Source organism: Bradyrhizobium sp. Ken64, assembly GCF_055807555.1.
In genome coordinates, this window is the sequence record NZ_JBVVPA010000032.1 from 24,869 (window position 1) to 41,134 (window position 16,266).

Annotated in this window: 9 protein-coding genes, 5 pseudogenes and 1 other annotated feature; of the genes and pseudogenes, 7 read left to right on the forward strand and 7 right to left on the reverse strand. The window is 57.3% G+C overall.

Annotation, left to right across the window (positions count from 1 at the left end; genetic code table 11):
• Window positions 1–87 precede the first annotated feature (87 nt).
• Window positions 88–1,279, forward strand: a pseudogene (locus tag AC0L2F_RS32325) (diaminopropionate ammonia-lyase).
• A gap of 6 nt (window positions 1,280–1,285) precedes the next feature.
• Entirely contained in the window at window positions 1,286–1,519 is a 234-nt protein-coding gene (locus tag AC0L2F_RS32330; RefSeq protein WP_473251155.1) for a hypothetical protein, read from the forward strand.
• 282 nt (window positions 1,520–1,801) lie between these two features.
• Here AC0L2F_RS32330 and AC0L2F_RS32335 read toward each other — a convergent pair whose 3' ends face one another.
• The 4 genes and pseudogenes from AC0L2F_RS32335 to AC0L2F_RS32350 form a co-directional block, all read right to left on the reverse strand.
• On the reverse strand, window positions 1,802–2,017 hold the full coding sequence (locus AC0L2F_RS32335; RefSeq protein WP_085348737.1) for a hypothetical protein: 216 nt from the start codon (window positions 2,015–2,017) through the stop codon (window positions 1,802–1,804).
• Between the two features lie 318 nt (window positions 2,018–2,335).
• Window positions 2,336–2,548: pseudogene (locus AC0L2F_RS32340) on the reverse strand (helix-turn-helix domain-containing protein); the annotation flags it as partial.
• A gap of 3 nt (window positions 2,549–2,551) precedes the next feature.
• Window positions 2,552–2,970: pseudogene (locus tag AC0L2F_RS32345) on the reverse strand (IS3 family transposase); the annotation flags it as partial.
• Window positions 2,561–2,673 (reverse strand) — a sequence feature (AL1L pseudoknot). Its footprint overlaps the pseudogene before it by 113 nt.
• 725 nt (window positions 2,971–3,695) lie before the next feature.
• On the reverse strand, window positions 3,696–4,934 hold the full coding sequence (locus AC0L2F_RS32350) for a cytochrome P450 (protein ID WP_231189035.1): 1,239 nt from the start codon (window positions 4,932–4,934) through the stop codon (window positions 3,696–3,698).
• A 408-nt stretch (window positions 4,935–5,342) separates the two neighbouring features.
• Between AC0L2F_RS32350 and AC0L2F_RS32355 the strand changes: the two genes are divergently transcribed.
• The 4 genes from AC0L2F_RS32355 to AC0L2F_RS32370 all read left to right on the forward strand — a co-directional run bounded on the left by AC0L2F_RS32355 (window position 5,343) and on the right by AC0L2F_RS32370 (window position 11,432).
• The gene (locus AC0L2F_RS32355) at window positions 5,343–5,519 is read left to right on the forward strand and encodes a GcrA family cell cycle regulator (RefSeq protein WP_473251167.1); all 177 of its coding nucleotides are present in this window, start codon (window positions 5,343–5,345) and stop codon (window positions 5,517–5,519) included.
• A gap of 1,583 nt (window positions 5,520–7,102) precedes the next feature.
• A complete protein-coding gene (gene hemN, locus AC0L2F_RS32360; RefSeq protein WP_473251156.1) occupies window positions 7,103–8,467 on the forward strand; it encodes an oxygen-independent coproporphyrinogen III oxidase in 1,365 nt (454 codons plus the stop codon).
• A 91-nt stretch (window positions 8,468–8,558) separates the two neighbouring features.
• Window positions 8,559–8,789, forward strand: coding sequence for a hypothetical protein (locus tag AC0L2F_RS32365; RefSeq protein WP_473251157.1), 231 nt, complete (start codon window positions 8,559–8,561; stop codon window positions 8,787–8,789).
• Between the two features lie 1,383 nt (window positions 8,790–10,172).
• Entirely contained in the window at window positions 10,173–11,432 is a 1,260-nt protein-coding gene (locus AC0L2F_RS32370; protein WP_473251158.1) for a carbohydrate porin, read from the forward strand.
• 732 nt (window positions 11,433–12,164) lie between these two features.
• Here AC0L2F_RS32370 and AC0L2F_RS32375 read toward each other — a convergent pair.
• The 3 genes and pseudogenes from AC0L2F_RS32375 to AC0L2F_RS32385 all read right to left on the reverse strand — a co-directional run bounded on the left by AC0L2F_RS32375 (window position 12,165) and on the right by AC0L2F_RS32385 (window position 14,777).
• On the reverse strand, window positions 12,165–13,094 hold the full coding sequence (locus tag AC0L2F_RS32375; RefSeq protein WP_007605838.1) for a TauD/TfdA dioxygenase family protein: 930 nt from the start codon (window positions 13,092–13,094) through the stop codon (window positions 12,165–12,167).
• Window positions 13,095–14,153: 1,059 nt separating this feature from the next.
• Window positions 14,154–14,513: pseudogene (locus tag AC0L2F_RS32380) on the reverse strand (pectate lyase family protein); the annotation flags it as partial.
• Window positions 14,514–14,516: 3 nt separating this feature from the next.
• Complete coding sequence (locus tag AC0L2F_RS32385) at window positions 14,517–14,777, reverse strand: hypothetical protein (protein ID WP_473251159.1); 261 nt, start codon at window positions 14,775–14,777, stop codon at window positions 14,517–14,519.
• Between the two features lie 491 nt (window positions 14,778–15,268).
• Between AC0L2F_RS32385 and AC0L2F_RS32390 the strand changes: the two are divergent.
• Window positions 15,269–15,869, forward strand: a pseudogene (locus AC0L2F_RS32390) (FMN-binding negative transcriptional regulator).
• Window positions 15,870–16,266 lie beyond the last annotated feature (397 nt).

A 16,266-nucleotide genomic window follows, 5' to 3' on the forward strand; every position in this document is an offset into this window, starting at 1 on the left:
AGCGAGAAGGCGTGACATCGCTGGGATTGCCGCTAGTGTTTCGGCAAGCGCATCGCCGCGATGCTTAGATCGGCGCCAACTCGAACCATGTTGCTTCCTAACCATCGCACTGACCACCGGGCGCCTTTGGATAGTGCGGATGCCAACATGCTGAGTCGCGAAGCTGCGTGCGAGGTGGAACGGTTTCTTGATATCGCAATGGCCACAAGGAAACAGCGCTGATTTCCTTGCCGGGCCTCGCCCACGAGATTGGCGTGGGCTCGGTCCAAGTCAACGACGAGGGTCACCGGCTCGGGCCTGGCAGTTTCAAGGCTTTGGGCGGCTCCTATGCCGTCATCCGGCTCGTCTTGGAAGCAGCAACTCCGCGCCTCGGCAGGGCTGTTGACATCTCGGAGCTTCACGCACCTGAGGTGAAGGCCGTAGCACGGGGGATGACGGTATCCTGCGCCAACGGACGGCGATCATGGCAGGTCCGTAGCGCACGGCGCTCAGCTCGTGGGGGCGAACTGCGCTATATTCATTCACTCGGGCGTCAGCGATCAGCGTAGCGCAGCAATCGTCCCACATGGCGCGCAGATGATCCGCGTCAGCGGCAACTACGATGACTCCGTTGCCGAAGCATCCCGAGTTGCCGCAGAGAACGGCTGAATCACGGTGTCTGACAGGTCCTGGCCGGGCTATCCCTGGTCTGGTAATGCAGGGATCTCCGCGCTCCTGACTGAAGCACTACGACAGTTGCCCGAACCTCCGACCCACGTCCTCGTCCAGTCAGGAGTCGGTGGACTTGCCGCAGCGGTCTTGGACATTTTTCGGTGTCGTTAGGTGATAGTCGCCCGTCCTTCACGGTTGTCGATCCATCGCGCGCAGCGTGCCTGTTTGAAAGCGCTCGAACCGGGCATTGCGTCAAGGTAGCTCATGGGCAGCCGACAGTGATGGCGATGCTAGAGTGCTACGAACCTTCGCTCGTCGCTTGGCGCATCCTTTCGCGCGCAGCCGACGCTTTTATGATTGTCGATGACGAGGAGGCCGTCGGGATTATGAACCGTTTGGCCAATCCCCGGGACGGTGATCCGGCTATCGTTGCAGGCGAAAGTGGCGGGGTTGGTCTGGCAGGGTTGCTGAAAGTTGCGGCCGATTCGACCTCGCGCGCTTGACTGGTCTTGAACCTGACGCACGGGTCTTCCTCATCAATACCGAGGGCGCGACGGATCCTGGCGCTTACGAACAGCTCGTGGGTCAGTCTCTGTCGCAAGTGGTCAGGAGAAGCTTGGAGGCCTAGACGCTCATGATCCGCGGCCCGTTCGGTGAACTCGTGACGGGGACGAAAGCCCAAGAGAAGGCCAAGAACGAAGGCATCCAGCGATTGATCCTACGATTGAAATCCGCCGCAGATTTCTGCTTCAACGAGGCCCGTACGCACGTTTTCGGCACAAAAGGCATGACTTTGCCGTCTTGCCGCAAGACCAAGCGTTATGACTTTGGCGCTTTGCAGTCCAACCGCGTTCGCCTCATCGAATGATACAACAGCTTCGTTTTCTTGTTGATTCGGCACACCGGCTATGAGCCGTTTCATAATTGCGATACAGCTCTCCGAGTAATCTGTCGATATGCGTGGACTCCTGATCGTTCTCACGGCTTTCGCGATCATATTGGCGGCACGCGGCCACCACCAAAGCGCGTTCATGCCGCGCCCGACGGCGCCCATGCCACCCGTCAATGTGCCCTAACACCACGAGGTCTGTCGGGTACGCGGTTGCCTGCGAGCGAACGCAGGGCAGATCGGGCCGGCAACAAGGGACTGCTAGGCTGATTTCGGCGCATTCTTCAGATAGACGACAGCGCGACGTCCCGCAGAGGTCAGCTCCCCCAGAGTCGTTTTTCCCGCCCGTACCGCTTGGATCAGTTGCTCAGCGACATACCGGCGGCTCTCGTGGTCACCGCCATTCGGCAGCCCCGCACAGACCTGATCCAACACCAGGCCCATGTTCGCTTGAACCTCTCCCGTAAATTCGCTCACGCTCCATCTCTCCTTTCGAGGGATAATGCGATAAGGCTAGTGCCCTCTTTGCACTCGGTATAGCGCACATTTGCCGAGCGGTTAAAAGCCTCTCGCGTGCAGAAGTGAATTCATGGTTTGACGCGGCTTGGTATCCTCGCAATTCGCGCGGCGCTTGCGTTTGAAACGATCGCGCCGCGTTCGAAACGTCTCGTTGCGAGGAGGACGGAATCGTCCCGTGCGGCTCGGATTTCCGGGCTCTCGCATTTCCCTGAGCGCCGGGCCGGCCTCATGCGGGCGCTATGGTCCTCACATGGGCGGCCATGGCCCTCTGGTTCGGCGCGGGCGGCCGTTGCGCCGCAGTTCACGCGAGACTGTCGAATCAGCCCGCCCCAGGCGACGTCCAATCTGTTGGATCGATTGGCCCTGCACCTTGAGAGGCGCGATCTCTTCGTGCTCTACCAATGAGAGCTATTGCCCCGAGATCGCGTTTGCCGAAGATCTGAACATCGCTGGTGGCATGTCGCCCGCCTTTGGGAATAATCTGCTTCCGCGGTAGGTCGAGGGGGCGATCGGCAACATCTTGCAGATCGGCTCAACCCCACGCGCCGCACGATCATCGTCGATGCGATCATGGCTTGGACCGGCGGTCGAGCTCCGCCGTCGCAAAATAAGCGCTTGCCTTGCGCAGGATCTCGTTGGCTGGCGAAGCTCGCGGTTCTTCCGTTCCAGAGCCTTGGGCTTCTCGGGCAGCTCGGTCGGAACGCCGGCCCGCTGCCCACTGTCGATCTCGACCTACTTGACTCAGTCATGCAAGGTCTGCGCGTGCAGCCAATCTTGGCCGCAATGGAAGTCACCGTCGTCCAGCGCGACCTGTGCTCGTTGGCCTGATACAGAGCTATACGACCCCGTCGGGCTCGGGCCTCGGGTGAACATTTCTCGTCGTCTTGCTTGTCATGGCTCCACCTTCTCAAGACTTGGAGCCTCCGCCAAATCCGCGGCGGCGGTTCAGATGGGCGCTCAATCCTGCAAGCGCTCAAACGCGGACGGCACGATTGAGTGAGTTTTGCTGTCAAGATGCTCTGGTCTACTCAGCTTCTGGCGGAGCGATCCGTTTGCAACCACGAGAGCACTAACGAGGATGCCCGCCGGAACGCGGCGAACTGTCGCTCGATCTTGCTGGAAAAGTGCGCTCTGCCACGAGACCGGCAGGAATTATGCGGCTCATTTGAATAACAATGCCGAGATTGGCCAGAAAGGGAAGCGGAGCGGCGATTGCCGATCTCTATTCCTCGCCGCAGAGGTCGTTCATGGGCAGTCATGATCTTGTCTCCAGCAGTTTCCTCGGGCTGACCGCAGCCGGATTTGCGCTACTCTGCTCGAGCCTGCTTGTCCTCGTCTTCACATGAAGTAAGCCCCCTCGTATGGCCAGTCTCTGGTCATTCAGTTCATCGACTGGACGGACTGCTTCCCTAGACTTTGAACGCTGGCACGGCTCCAGCAGGCCATGATGAGTATCGTAGCCGCCCGGCCAAAATCCTCGACGCGATAGCGGCCCCTGCCCGCAACCTTCGAAACAACCGTAAGCCCGTCACGCAACGCCGGTGAACTTACCCAGAAAACTGGTCTCCAGAAAGTCATTGTCCTAACCGCCGGCTCTGAACGGCATGACAGTGTTGAAGGTCGGCCGCAGCCGAGACTAACCTGGGATCTGCACCGGCAGTGCGGAATAACCGTGCACAAAATTCGATTGAACTCGCTCCGGTTCGCCGACCACATTTACCTCCAAACATCGATTCAGCATCTCCTCCCACAGGATTTTCAGCTGCAGCTCGGCAAGGCGCCTACCCACGCAGCGATGAATCCCAAATCCGAAAGAGAGATGTTGCCGTACATTTTCCCGATCGATGATGAAGCTGTTGGCTCTCGCAATGACCTCGTCATCTCGGTTGCCAGAGATGTACCACATCACAACTTTGTCGCCTCGCCTGATTCGCTTGTGGCCTATCATGAAATCGTCCACAGCGGTCCGGCGCATGTGTGCAATGGGGGTTTGGTATCGTATAATCTCGGATACCGCGCCGGACACCAGCGAAGCATCATCCCGGAGTTTTCGCATTTCGGATGGATTTTGACTCATGAACAAGACGCCCCCGGTAATTGAGTTGCGCGTAGTATCGTTACCTCCAACAATCAGCAGAATGAGGTTGCCCAGGAACTCGCGGGGCTCCATGTTTCGGGTCGCCGGTGAATGCGCCATCATCGAGATCAGGTCACCGCGCGGCTCACAATCGACCCGTTCGCTCCAAAGCCGCGTAAAATAGTCCAGGCACTCCGACAGCACCACCTTTCGCTTTTCCCAGCTGTCGATCTGGTCGCCCATTTGTGGAGTCAAGGCAGCTACGTCCGACCAGTAGGTCAGCAACCACCGATCCTGAAATGGAAAATCGAACAGCGTGGCCAGCATTTGGGTCGTCAACTCGATCGAGACCCTGTCGACCCAGTTGAAGGTATCGTTGCGCGGCAAACCGTCCAAAATCTTCTGAACCCGCGAGCGGATCAAGCCTTCAAGATTTGCCAAGTTCTCCGATGCCGCTATCGGACTGATAGTCTTACGTTGCTGAGCATGGAGAGGAGGATTCATTTTGATAAAACTGGGGGTCCAATACTCCTCCGGCGGGTCGACTATTGTGACGCTTCGCTCTGATGAGAATGTTGTGTGATTTGAGTCCACGGCTATGATGTCGCGGTATTTTGTTATCGACCAATATGGTCCGTATGGGCTGTTTTCGCAATAATGAACGGGATCTTCCCTTCGCAGCCGCTCGAAATAAGGCCAAACGGTATCATCCTCGAAGCGCTTGGGTTCGCTTACATCAAGGCGGCTCAGCGGGATATCAGTGCTCTCGCAGGCGCTTTCTGTCGATAACGCTGTCATGATTGTCTCGCTGACATTGGCTTGCACTTTTGCTGGATCAGCTGAGTGCGCTGTCTAGAGTTCGGGGGAAGCGCGCTCGAAACACGACGAGCTTGGGCGGTGCACTAACGATGTGTCACGCATGATCATCGCTGGACTTCGCGCGAGGTCCGAAATCTGAAATCATGTTACGGACTTTGGTTTGGTCCCCGTCAACGAAGAATAATGGAAAGGCGAGCGAAGCTCCCCTATCAGGATTGGGAGGCGCGCGAACGCGCCCTTCGTGGTACTCAACATCAAGCCGCAAGCACTCGCAGCTGTGGCACCCAGCCGGTTATCGTCATTTTCTCGGGCAGGCAGCCCCTTTGCCACTCGACCACTTACATTGCCGAGGCGACGGACGTCCGAACTGGCAACAAAGTATCTTCCATGCGCTGGAATAGAAGAGAATTGGCACAGCTGAAACAGCTCTGGTCCGAGGGACAGAGTGCCGCGCAGATCGCGGGTCATCTCGAGTGCAGTCGCAACGCCGTTTGCGGCAGGCCGACTCGGTTGGTCGTCTCACTCGAGGTCACAAGCCACCAACAGCACAAAACCCAAGATTAGATCGGTGCCCAAGCGGAGGGCCGACGTTGATGGCTGCCCGCCGCGATCGCCTCCGAAAGAAGCTGCTGCAATAGGCGCTAAAAACGCGGCCTCAGGAAATGAGCAAGCGGCAGCTTTACGCAATCCTAGCTGAGGCGGTCAGGAATACCGTCTAGAGCTATCGGCGCCGCGATCTCCCGGGTCTAGGCCGCCGTAGTCGGTTCATTCGGGCTATTTGGTTTCGCGATTTGTGCCTATCCGACGAACAGTGGCGTCCAGTAGAACGTTCGCGGCAGGAGGGCTCGATCGTACATCAAGTGATCCAATCTCAAGAGGCCGGATGCGCTGAATTGGAGAGAAGAGAGCGTTCTGCTTATTGAGTTTTCCGGGTATGCGTTTTGGGGAAGCGCCCGCCGTCCTAGTTTGCGCGGGTGTTCGGAACTTTCGGCACACCGCGCCCAACGAACTACACGAGACCGGGTGAAGCCGCTTGATCCTCAACCACTTTCGATATCTGCGACAGGCGTGTGGAGAGCTGGACTGGGACTGAACACTCGGCAAATCATCGAGGTACGACGTTTCCGGGGGTGAGCCCGGTGGCCCTCCGACTGTGATCGGACCTTCTGGGTTTAGACGAAGGCGCGAGTTTCCTCGCCGGCTTCGATAGGTTTGAGCTGACGGCGGAGATGAAACGGAGGAAGGTGAAGCGGTGAGTACCAGATAGCTCCACTATTCGATCTTCGCCTGTTCTCCCGAAAGAACCTCCGATAGAATCGCCTGTCGTCGGGCGGCGCTATGCTTAGCGTTGGAGCGGCTTGACGAGCTGCCCTCGCGGGATATTGCCTGACGTCGTTTAAAAGGTCGGCTCCTGCGGTGCGCAGACACACGAAAACGGCTACCACCAACGTAGGTGCCTTGACGTCTGCGCAAAACCGGCGGCGCCTCTGAGGCGGCCGGCTGTTCAATTGCACCCATCCGTTCTCGCTCACCTACCCGGCTCATTTCGTCACGCCAGCTGCGCGAGAGCCGCCGATAGGAGAGTTTCGCTCGTAGCGATATTGCCGCCGAGTAACGGACGCATGAAAGGACTTCTTCTGCGAGGGATCCATGAAGACGCCCACCGACAATCCCTTCATTGGCGAATTTCACTACATACCGGGACGGAGCCAAGCGGACCCATTATTCCTGGACCGATGGGGAATACGCCACGCAGAATCAACTACCAACCTTGTCAGTTGACGGAGAATACGGGACCGTATCAATGTTGGTCATTGAACCTCGCACGAGTCAAATCGTGGAGCAGTTCGAGGCCTAGCAGCTTAAATGGCCCTGGTGGGTGTCTCGTTGCCGAAGATCAAAGATTATCAAGGCGGACGAATTGGGGACCCCGCCGTGGCTGTGTTGATTCGAGTATCTCGCTTGCAGAACTTGTTCTCTGTGTCCGAGGGGAGCGGATCGTCATCCGACAGCGCGTTTCTTCCGCAGATCGGCCGTCACGCAAGCTCCCAATTGCCTAGCGACAGTCCCGATCGCCCTTGGCAAGCAAAGGGATGCAGGACAATTCGCTTGCGACGTAAAACTTCGTAAACATGGGATAACAATCCTTGCAGACCTCGATCTTAAGCACGTATTACGATGCTCGCCTTCCTTGGTACACCATCTATCCAACTGTAGCCCAGTTCTCCAAAGCAGTCGGCGGCGACGCCTGTGAGAGATGGCTGCAGCAGCTGCCGCTTGACCAATCGGTGTCGCTCTATTTCCACATTCCGTTCTGTCGATCGATTTGCTGGTATTGTGGCTTCGCTCGAAGCATCACTCGCCGGCATTCTCCTATCCTCGACTTTTTGGGGGTTCTTCGTAAGGAGATCGATTTGGTCGCGGCGCAGGTTGCGCAACCGCTGCCTGTGAGCGACGTCCACTTCGGCGGTGGAACGCCGACCCTCATCGAGCCAACGGAATTCCGCCGGTTGATGGGGCTTCTGCGCCGACGCTTTGCGATTTCGAACACGGCCGCCATTGCTGTTGAGATCGACCCGCGCACGTTCACGCTCGCCACATGCGAAGGATTGGCGGCTGCCGGCGTGAACCGCGCGAGCCTCGGCGTGCAGAGCTTCGATCCAATTGTCCAAAAAGCCATCAACCGGGTCCAGAGTGAGGCACAAACAGAGCGCGTTGTCCAGGCGCTGCGGCAGCATGGAATCATGCGCGTCAACTTCGACCTCATCTACGGGCTGCCAAATCAGACGGTGCAGTCCTGCGTTCAGACCGCGACAACGGCGCTGGCAATGCGACCAGACCGGCTTGCGGTGTTCGGCTACGCGCACGTTCCTTCCTTCAAGAAGAATCAGCGCCTGATCGACGAGGCAGCGCTGCCAGACAGCCATGCCCGTGCAGAACAAGCAGCCGCGATGGCCAATTCACTGACTGCAGCGGGCTACCGCCAGATCGGACTCGACCATTTCGCCTTGCCGCACGATGAGCTCGCGCTGGCGCAGAAAGCCGGTCGCCTGCGGCGGAATTCACTCGGTTACTCCGCCGACACCTGCAATAAAGTGATCGGCTTCGGACCGTCGGCGATCGGCCGGCTTGGCGAGGGTTACGTCCAGAACGAAGTTACAGCGGGTTCCTACAGCGGCCAAATCAACGCCGGCCGTCTGGCGACGTCAAAGGGCTACTGTCTCAGCCTTGAAGACCGCGTCCGGGCCGCGATCATTGAGCGGCTAATGTGCGATTTCGAGGTGGACGTGCCGGCAATTTGCGCTGCTCATGGATTTGACCCGATCGGCTTGCTCGGTTCAGGCGAACGCTTGGCAATGCTCGCTGAGGATGGGATCGTCGAAATGGAAAAGGGATTCCTCCGCGTGAGGCCGGAGCATCGTTTTCTCACCCGGGCTGTGGCAGCCGCATTCGATTGTTACTTTCGCGCCCCCTCTGTTCAGACCAGCCAACGCAATGATTGGATGAAATGAATCACGTTTTGCTGCACGCGCCAGGAAGCCTGAGGAATGCGTTCGCCCATCTGGCACACTCACAACCAGCTCCAAATCGATCAACGACGCCGTGCGAAGCTGTGCGGCGGAGGGTCGCCCTGACCCGCGCCGCGAAGACAAGCTGGACGCACTGCTGCCGGGAATTGGACGCCCCGACAACAACGCTCCTCGCTCAAGCAGCGTGACCCTACATCTCGACAAGTTTCATCCCATCACCGCCATTAGCCGTGTAGCCAAGGATCTCGATGGGGACGACGACTGGTTGCGCGACGCCGCCAACCAACTGGAGATCGAGAACTGATCATCTTATGTCGTCGAGATGATGACATCTCGACGTTTAGGGACTTCCGGATCGAAAACCCTGATCGAGCTCGTCCGGATGGACAAGGACATCTGACCCTTGGCTCCGGCGGTGGCAGCCGAAATCATGCGTGATACGGCGCAAAGGATATTCGAGCGCCACAACTACAACCAGATCCGGCGGGATCACGGTCTTCGAAACGATCGTTCCCTGTAAGAGCTTCGCGCGACGTGGATCGAAGCAAACGCCTAGAATTCACCCGCCGACGCTGCGATACCGATCGGCCGGGAACGCCGGGGCTGTGGAGTCGAGCGACACATTAGCTACGATTCACGCAGCGACAGCCGACCTCCCGCTCAGTCAACTACCAAACCTAGCAATTGATGGAGACGACGGACACATGCCAGTCAGTGGCGGTGAAATTCGCTCGGGCCACATAAGAAGTCGCCGCGCGATTTCATCGATCAATGGAGCTGATGAATGTCTTGCCTCGTCGTCCCCCGGTATCAAACTGTCTCCAATCGTGCCCTCCATCTTCCTCTAAGAGCCACTCGAGGGTTTGTGGCGGCGAGCTTACGGGGCGCCAAGGATGTTAGCCCCTTCTGCCTGCCCGTGCTTCATCCCATCGACCGAGCAGCGAGCGGCGTTTCTTGGATCGGGCGTGTTGTTCTGCGAGCCCGCTATTGCCGCTGCTCTCTGTTGAAAACTATTCTCCTTCGTTTTGGCAGCGGGTTTGTCGCAAGGTTCCTGGGCTCCGTGTATCGGCCACCAATCTCTTGCTAGCGAACGCGCACACCGAGCAGCCCGTTAATGTCTCGACACCCTCCAGCAGAAGCTCGCCTTGATTAGCGATCGAGCGACTGGGTTGTTTTGCGCTGTGTACCCACACGTAGGCCAAGTGGCGCCGCTGTGGTGATAGCGCGCAAGGTGGGTCTCGCTGACATTGAGAGGCCGCCTGGTGTCAAGCGTCTCCCACCACATTGAGGGACAAGATTTGACATCCGCTCTAAGGCCGTCAGGTGGAAGTGCACTTTATTCAAATCGATGAGCGCGAAACTCACCATGCATCGTTGCGTTATAACGCCGCTATCCACGCAAGCATACCTGGCTGGCGTCGTTGCTTTCATGTCTGGACCAACTGCGAAGCCACGAGGTCGTATTGTCCTTTGTCTGATAGCTAGTCTCGCCAGCAGTTCGGCGGCGCCGAGTCGCGAGATCTCTGGCCCAAGAAGCCCCAGCCCCGATGAGCTCGATGAGGCAACAAGCAGAACAATTTCGGATCCGGCCATCACATTCCGAAGCGGGCGGCCCAAGGGAGCAGCGCGCCTTTCTAGAAGCTCCTTGCCAAAAACAGCTTCGACCACAATTAAGCGCGACGTTGCCATGGAGACGGCCAAGAGCAGAATTGAAAAGCCGATCGACCCATTCGCAAAATTCGAGAAGCTTCGCGAAAGAGGTGGCGCTTTCACTGCTCCTGGTCCTGCGGACACGATAGATCAGGATACAGCTTCTCTCAGATCCCAATTTTCGGATCTCGGGATTGGATTTGCTGGCTGGACGCTAAACACGTTTGTCAACAATGAACTCGGCAATGCCGCCAGAAGCACCATCGCCAATCAGCAATATGTCGGCCAGAATCCGACATTTAGTACGGTCAACTCTATGATCGTTACTTATGACCTCGCTCGGCTTGGAATTCCCGATGGTCAGATCGTGGTCGGAGCCGAGCATCAACACTGGACATGGCAGAGCGCTGGGCCAGATCGGCTGGGCCTCAATGCAGTTTCTTACTATCAAACGTTATTCGACAGACGGATCGAACTCAAAGTGGGCTACCTCAGGAACCAACATGAGTTTGCGGGCGCTGGAGACAAAGTGTTCGGACCCTCATCGAAAATGCTGTTCCAAGCTGGCATGAGCAACAATTGGGCGCTAACGCCGGCTCTTAATCTGAAGTACAATTTTGATGATCGCCTATATAACAAGCTCTCAATCCAGCGCTCGGTCAGTCCAGCAGGACAATATGCGCATGTAAGCGAGAATCCCACTGGCTTGAACTGGAGCACGCGCGATGCAGGCATTCTTTTGCTTGATGAGCTTTCCTACAGGAACAAGCCTACTCCGGGTGTAATGGAGACTTGGCTGCGGGCTGGCGCGGGCTTCAACAACAGCCGCTACACGGACCTGCAGCATCCGACAGAAGCGACGACCAAGGCCAACAGCGTCTACTATGTAGGTGCGGACAGGCAATTCTGGCAGTCTGCCGTCCACGGCTCGGCATCTCGCGGAGTCTATGGCGGGCTCTCTGCAATGTATGCTCCGCCTGACCTAAATAGAGCTAGTCAATACTACGAGATTCGCCTTTATGCGAAGGGCCTATTGGACAGCCGGCCCACAGATCAGATGAGTCTTGTTGTCAGCAATACCATCTGGAGCCATGTCGCGGTGGACGCTGCACTGGCAAAAGAACAGCTGGCGCACCGTGACAGTACTGCTATTTCAGGACTGTACACGGCGCATCTGGCGCCGGGGATATATACAACCGTAGGACTGACCTACATCAATCACCCGACAAGCATTACCTACACACCGCAAACCGGACACGCCCTGAATATGTTAGTATCTACGTCGGTATTCTTCTAAGGGCTCAGGACTGGGCGTGAATTCACCGGCATGTAGTCGAAATCACAATCGTTCCCTTTCAACGGCTTGGGCCGCTGATCGCGGCGTTTTGCTATCTCTGTGCTCCTGGCGCGAGGCCGGGTACCGCGTGAATTTAGGCACGCCCAAGGTAGCCTGCTGTTGGGAATGGTAGCTTGGAGCCTTTGCTGATTCGGTCTAGAGCGCTAGACCGGCGCCGTATCGCGCAAAAGTCGTATCCTCTTGCGGCAGTGACATTGCTTCCCGTTCGCTGCTCCTGCAACTTGTCAGACTCGCGTCCGAGCTCTTACTCTGCCATGACAACGCCGAAATCGTGCCCTCGGAGATTCCCGCGAAGAGACTTGGTAAGTGGAACCGCGACACAGATGCCACAATTCAGCCAGCTCCGGCAATCGCGCCCTGTCTGTCCGACGGTCGTGCCGTCGTCCGAAGGGCGATGCGCAAGGTTGGCGGAAACGCACCCCCTTCCGTGGGCAAGTCAACCGGACGCGGCCGGATGACTTGCGCCACTCGGCGCTGAATCATTTTCGGCTGGACGAGATGAGCTTGAGCATCTTACTTCAGCAAGGAGGTCGCCTCCCGGGTCTGCGCGCGCGTTAGCTCCTCCCACCCAATTGCGCGTGGCGTTCTGCTTGGTTTAACTTCTCTTCGCAAACATCTATTCGCGCGAACATGCGACAAGGCCAGTGCATTATGTGAATTTGCCGCGCCCTGCTAGGCAACTTTCGTGGACGCGTGCTTCGTCGTCTTGAGGCGCGTCACACTGCATCGACCATCGACACTGACGGGCGCGTCACCATCGAGTGTGGCACGATGAACGACGCGATGCTGGTCACCGTAATCGTTAACGGCATAATGCTGTGTTGCGCGGTTGTCCCAAATCGCGACATCGCCTTCTTTCCAGGTCCAGCGCACGGTATTTTCGGGCGCCGTGATATAGGACTGGAATAGTTGAAACAGCTTCTGGCTGTCGCGTTTTGGGATATCAATAAACCTTTGCACCAAATCGCCGAGCACCAGCGCGCGCTCGCCGGTCTCGGGATGTACACGGACCACCGGATGCTCCGTCTCAAAGATCGTTTTGGTAAAGACCTCATCAAAATGCTTCTGATCGATTTCGCGAACACGGCAGGTCCCGGCGTAGTCGAAGGCGTTGCTGTGAACGGTCCAGAGTTCGTCGGCAAGCCGTTGGAGCGGCCGCGGCAGATCCAGGTAGGCCGCCACAGCATTCGACCAAATTGTATCGCCGCCGGACGATGGGATCACAATAGCTCTCAGCACCGCAGCTTTGGGATACGCCGCTAGAAAGGTTCCATCGGTGTGCCATACATCGGCTCGGCTACCTCCACGCGCGGAATCAAGCTCGATGATCGAGGTCGTTCCATTGATCGTACCGAGTGTTGGGTGCGGCACCAGCTTTCCCAAACAAGCGGCAAAGTGCTCCTGCTCCGCGTCATCAAGATGCCCCTGATTGCGGAAGAAGATCACTTTATGTTCGAGCAGCAGGCTATTGATTGCAGCGACGGTTTGGCTCGGCAAATCACCCGAAAGTTTGATATTTCTAATTTCAACACCGATGCGCGCGGCGCGCTTGACGACGTCGGTCGCTGGAATGACACGCTCGGTCGAAGCCGTTTCTTTCATTGCAATTTTTCCAAGTTTTGCGGATTGTTCAAGCAGACGAGGGCGCATCTCACTCGCTTTCGATGACGAACCTCGCGCTGCGGGTACTCTTGAGCAAGCACCATGCCAGTCGGACACGAGCTGTGAACGTCGGGTCGATGATCCGAACAGCTTGCCAGGAGCTCGATGGCACCTCGATCCTCTTGCAATCCGAATCCGCGAATACACCAGAGGTGAAAACTCTGAGGCAAGCGCCCCGGGTCCGGGGGCGAAAGGCACGCAACACCGAGAGGAATTGTACCGCTCAGTACCCGAACAGAAACGCGCCATACGGCTTCGTGCAACTTTGAGCAGCGAGCCGTGCGTGCCGTTCTCATGCAGTATGGCACCTTCCCAACTGTTTGCAGCAATCGGCCAAATACGAGCCGCGTATGCGAACGAGCCATCACCGGCTCTAAGGTGTCCGGGACCTGCCCTGGCCGCGATCACTGCCGGAACTTCATCCGCTGGAAATGGAAGAGGAATAGATGACCTTGGAAGAGCCCCAAACGATTGAATTACGGTTTCATCCACGCGAAAGCCATTGATCCGCGGCACTGGGATCGCGATGTTCTCGATGCACCGACGTCCGAGAGCAGTGAGGCAGATGCCCGGCATTGTCCCGGTGTCTTTGCCTAAGACGGCAAAGATATGCCTACTACCGATCGTTATAGGTGTTTCAATGTTGTCGAAGTAATTACCCTCGACGAGTGCTTGCACAGACGATCCAGCATCCACTGCATGGAAAAATCCGCCGCTGTGTTGCGCATTCGTGTTGTGGAAGTAATTGTTAACGAGATGGATAATGGCCTGCGCACCGTCAATGTGCGGAGCCCGCCCCGAGATCTCATGAAAATAGTTATTTGCGATAGTGATCGTCTGCGGGACACCAAGAAACAGGAGGTTCCAATAGTGCTCCCCGTTACAATAGGAGGAATAGATATCGCTGCCATCGAAGTCGTTCCAGGATAGCCTAATATTCGTCGTGGGGCCAAAGCCGCCGGCAATCATCTGACGCCCGATATTGTGAAATCGGTTGTGATCGATCCACACCAGGTCGGCTCGTGCAATTGCAATAGCATCGCCGGCAAATATCACGCCTTCATTGATATCACTGATGGTCAGGTTGCGAATAACGACGTTGCTGACCCCATTCAGGCGCAGCCCCTTCCCTTTGATTGTAGCGGTCGAGCCAATGCCGATCACCGTTTTGTTTGAGCCAATTTCCAGCGGGCGCTTGCCGGCCCTGTCGAAGACGACCGACGTCTTCTCCTTGCCATCGCAATGCGCGTCGTTTCCATCGATAAGAAGAAGGGACTCACGCTTGTAAGGTACCGAACAGGCACGGCCGTGTTGGCATCCCTGCCCTTCGCCTCGCCCCTCCGTACCGGTAAAGTCTATGGTTCAAATTACCTGGATCTCGCGCGGAGTATGGTCATTGCACTGGCCGAAGCTGTACGACCGACATAACTCATAATTCAGAGCTTTGGTTGATCTGACCTGAACTATCTCGCCTCCCAGCCCGCCCGTCGCTGCAGAGCCAAAGCCCTTGATGGCCTCGCATCGCACATCGTTCGGTCCGAGCACGGACAAGACGCCGAGGACGGCAGCAAGTCCGCCGAGCACGCGCAACGGACGCTTGATGTGCTCCACCGTGTGTTTCATAGGCATATGCTCTCTCTTACCTCCGCAATTCCGCACGACAACTTGAATTTTCGAGCCGAAATGCTGAACTAGACGGGGCCATCCGCATGCGGCGTTAACGCCATTAGATCGTCGTCAATAAGGCAGCTGGTAACATCGGAAGCATGCTAAACAACAGTCGAGGTGTGCAGCCGCAGGCAGTGTGCCAGGTGGAATCGACCTGGGTAGCCATTGAGCGGCTCACGGCCGATGGAGCGCGGTCAGAATGAAAGCAAGATCCTATCCCACGTTTCACCGTAACGCGCACGGCTCGAAAGCAACGGCTTGACCAGCTTGCAACCGCGCTTTTTGATTTGCGCCTTCGACGCTTGATGGGCTAGCTGCCCTCAGGGACCAGCACGCCCCGGAATGCAACTACCAAACCTGGCTGTTCCTGCGATCCCGAATGAGGCGTACCGCAGTTCAAATCATGAGTCGCCCGGTTTCCGTCGGGCTGCCTGGGAGCTTTACTGATGTACACGCCGTCCTGCTTCCAACTTCTCGATATCGCCGACCTTCAACGGACAATGCGCGAGGCACGGACGGCGACACTGATCACGGCCACTCACGACGGGCTTGTTGGAGAGCGCAGGCTCGATGGGGACGATTTACGCGCACGTGGCGCGTGCTAATCCGCAGTGGAAGCTGACACCAACCGGAGAGGCCATGGCAATCTTCGCTGGGGCGGAGGCCTATATCAGCCCTTCATGGTACGTGACCAAGCACGAGGGAGGCGAGGCCGTACCAACGTGGAACTATGTCGCTGTGCATGCCTACGGACCAGTTGAGTTCTTCGAGGATTCCGATCGGGTCCGCGAGGTAGTCACGCGGCTGACCGATGTACATGAGCGCTCAAGCAAACACCCCTGGGCGATCTCGGACGCACCTGCCGATTTCATCAAGGCGGAGCTCGAGGGGATTATCGGCCTGCGATTGCAAATTACACGGCTAGATGGCACACGGAAGATGAGCCAGAACCGCAATGCCGCGGATCGCGCCGGCGTCATCGAGGGCTTGTCCAAGAGCGAACGTGAGGAAGACCGTCGTGCGGCTCACCTCATTCCGAAAGGATGACGAACCCGATCGACGTATTGTAAATGACCCGGTGTCACGTGGTTCCTCGACTGCTCTCCTTCTGCACAACCACGCACTTGCGGCGGGTTTCTGCTCCCGGCAGGTGCTTTACACAGGACAGGAACGCGCGGCGTCCGCGAGCGGCAACCGCGGACGCCCAAGCTGCTAGCCAATTCCAGCTTTTATGCCTTGCAAGTCTCAAGAGATTTGCAAGGAGCCCTCCAAGCGTCTTCTGACATTGCGGTCAGATTGCAGATTCTCTGACAGTTCACGACGGTATGCGGTCGCGCACACTCCCCAACGGGCAGCAAGAAACGCGAATGTCTCACCTTTGCAAGGTCGCGCACCTCACTTCTGTCGCGATGATCGGGGCTCCCGACCACCCTTCGACCTCGAG

Coding starts and splice junctions, on each gene's coding strand:
- AC0L2F_RS32330 (WP_473251155.1), top strand. CDS start 1,286: ATGATCCGCGGCCCGTTCGGTGAACTCGTGACGGGGACGAAAGCCCAA.
- AC0L2F_RS32350 (WP_231189035.1), bottom strand. CDS start 4,934: ATGACAGCGTTATCGACAGAAAGCGCCTGCGAGAGCACTGATATCCCG.
- AC0L2F_RS32355 (WP_473251167.1), top strand. CDS start 5,343: ATGCGCTGGAATAGAAGAGAATTGGCACAGCTGAAACAGCTCTGGTCC.
- AC0L2F_RS32370 (WP_473251158.1), top strand. CDS start 10,173: ATGGAGACGGCCAAGAGCAGAATTGAAAAGCCGATCGACCCATTCGCA.
- AC0L2F_RS32375 (WP_007605838.1), bottom strand. CDS start 13,094: ATGAAAGAAACGGCTTCGACCGAGCGTGTCATTCCAGCGACCGACGTC.
- AC0L2F_RS32385 (WP_473251159.1), bottom strand. CDS start 14,777: ATGAAACACACGGTGGAGCACATCAAGCGTCCGTTGCGCGTGCTCGGC.